This is a genomic window from Rothia nasimurium (genome assembly GCF_004569295.1).
Taxonomy (GTDB): Bacteria; Actinomycetota; Actinomycetes; order Actinomycetales; family Micrococcaceae; genus Rothia; species Rothia nasimurium_B.
The window spans coordinates 1-2,177 of record NZ_SPQC01000086.1; the positions used below are offsets into that span (position 1 = coordinate 1).

The 2,177-nt window shown below is 50.3% G+C and carries 4 protein-coding genes; 3 read left to right on the forward strand and 1 reads right to left on the reverse strand.

Annotated features, from left to right (window positions below; all coding sequences use genetic code 11):
* The 3 genes from E4U03_RS12440 to E4U03_RS12450 all read left to right on the forward strand — a co-directional run.
* Nucleotides 1-345, forward strand: a 345-nt coding sequence (locus E4U03_RS12440) for a hypothetical protein (protein WP_209304179.1), incomplete at its 5' end; no start/stop codon positions are given.
* A 198-nt stretch (nucleotides 346-543) separates the two neighbouring features.
* Nucleotides 544-1,569, forward strand: coding sequence for a hypothetical protein (locus tag E4U03_RS12445; protein WP_135014039.1), 1,026 nt, complete (start codon nucleotides 544-546; stop codon nucleotides 1,567-1,569).
* A gap of 5 nt (nucleotides 1,570-1,574) precedes the next feature.
* Nucleotides 1,575-1,820, forward strand: coding sequence for a hypothetical protein (locus E4U03_RS12450; RefSeq protein ID WP_135014040.1), 246 nt, complete (start codon nucleotides 1,575-1,577; stop codon nucleotides 1,818-1,820).
* Nucleotides 1,821-1,900: 80 nt separating this feature from the next.
* On the opposite strand, the gene E4U03_RS13255 is transcribed toward E4U03_RS12450, so the two are convergent.
* On the reverse strand, nucleotides 1,901-2,177 hold a 277-nt coding region (locus tag E4U03_RS13255; RefSeq protein ID WP_209304180.1), incomplete at its 5' end, for a hypothetical protein.

Here is a 2,177-nt window from a genome sequence, read left to right on the forward strand (position 1 = left end):
GGGCATGTGAACCTTGACTATCCTGATGACCGGCTCTCTGGGTGGGGTCTGTTGCATTACGTTGATAGGTGCGCGCATGTGTATATCACGGATGAGGCAGGTGTGACCCGTGAGTACCAGGTAATTGTCATTGACACGATTGAGCAGGCGCTAACTGAGACTGATGCGGGTCTGTGGGGCTCTGCAGAGGTGACACCGGATGAATGGGCCAAGTATGGGACAGATGAGCTGGTGTGGTTGCTGACGTGCTCGGGTGCTTTTGTGGGGGATTCGGGTGTGGGGCAGACGTTTGTGTTTCCGTATACGGATAATCTGCGGGTTGGTTTGGTGCCGGTCGATGGGTAAAAAAGAATCACTCAGAAGGAACAACTGTCTGAATATCTTGCCCAGTTAGAGAACTCCTAAGGACGTCCGGGGCGGTCTTCTGAGTAGGCCTCTTAGCGGTATGAGTGAAATAGCTCTCGTTTTTTCTAAACACATGCTATAGACTACTTACCACTAGCCTCATGAGGGAGCCTGGTGCATAAGAGAAAAGAGACAAAGATGTCCCCTTTATCCTCCCGTGCCGCTTTCAGCATTTGTGCAGTTAGCGCGGTGTTAGTTGGCGGGCTTGGTCTTACACCTGCTTCAGCCCAGAATTCAGTTCCGACGAGTCAAAATGGCTCAGTGGAATATAGGCTAGATGTGCTTGCCGAGCAGGCACTTACAATTGATGAGCTTGAAGAAACTGCGTCTGCGTTTGTGGTGGTCGGTCAAGAAAGTTCAGCTGAGATTCCCAAAGACGCTATCGAGCCTATTGTCTTGGGAGCCGAGAGTGAAACTAATATAGGGATTTTTCTTCCCGATAGTGAAGAAACCTCTACAGCAAAGAGTGGAGAGTTCGGAGAAATCGCCTTTGAACATAACAACTCATCATCTACTTCCGTCTTGCCCTATGAGGACGGCTCTGTGCAAATGGTAACAACTATTGAAGAGGATTCTGCCCCACAGGAATATACCTATAATTTGGAGCTACCGGATGGTGCTAGTCTTGAGCTTCTTGAAGACGGAATGGTCCTGGTGCGGGATGCTGAAGGAAATTTTGTAGCGGGTGTAGCGGCTCCTTGGGCTAAGGACGCTAACGGTACAGATGTACCTACCCGGTATGAGATTAGAGGCTCTTCGCTAGTTCAGGTTATTGAGCATGATACTCCCGGTGTGGATTATCCTGTTACTGCTGACCCATTTTGGGGTAAAAACCTATTTACCGGTTTCTCTCTTGACTGGTATGAGGGGGATGTCCGATACAACGGCTCAGTTACTGTTTGGGGCGCCTTGGTCATGAGCGGTGGCGGAGGTGTTGGTGGATACCTCGCAGGACAGGCAATTATGCGAAATCAGGGGTGGGCGGAATGGACCAGCCGCTGGCCTTCAATTACAAACAAAGCAACGCTGCGTCATCAGTACGAGTGCCATGTCGCTGCTAGTACATACGGCCTGCCGTGGACAGGTGCTTATAACCTCGAACGTTTTCGGAGTGATAAGCCACACTGGTGGAACGGTGTTGTCCGCCACCACTGTAATTGGTAAAGCACATGAACAAGCGCGTACAGAATAGACATCGGAAACCGGCCTGGTCCGCTGTGATTGGTGCCGTGTCGTTATTAGCTTCACTTGTAGCTGCTGGTATCGAATATCGAATCTGGGAAGCTTCAGGTGAACCTTATCATTCAACTCCCTTATGGATTGTTGCTTGGCACTATATATCACTGCTAGTTATCGTGGTCAGTATTCTTTTACTGATTTGGCAGTTTCTGTTGCTGAAGCTTCAGAAAAAATAGTTTTTGGTAGGCTCCGCTGTGCGCGGAGCCTACTCTTCTTTTCTTGTAGACTTTTGAATAATCCTCTAGGGCCTCTTACCTCATTGTTGGCCCCAATCAATTGGCGTGGTCTCGACGATCAGATTGTCGCTGTAACGGAACTGAAAAGCCCCGCCAACATCTGCAATTGACGGCCCTGAGCAGGTCAAAAGTGTGATGGTGTAGGGGCCTGTCGAGCGGAACACTCGTGCTTGCCCCTCGCGTTGTTGTTGCAACTGGCTCTGAAGCTCCTCATTGCCTGGGTCAGCTGCCGCCTTTTGCTCCAAGGTCGCATCAAACTGTGGGGCCGTAGAGGCTTGTAATCTGGGAGGCCACCAC

Coding starts and splice junctions, on each gene's coding strand:
- E4U03_RS12450 (WP_135014040.1), top strand. CDS start 1,575: ATGAACAAGCGCGTACAGAATAGACATCGGAAACCGGCCTGGTCCGCT.
- E4U03_RS12445 (WP_135014039.1), top strand. CDS start 544: ATGTCCCCTTTATCCTCCCGTGCCGCTTTCAGCATTTGTGCAGTTAGC.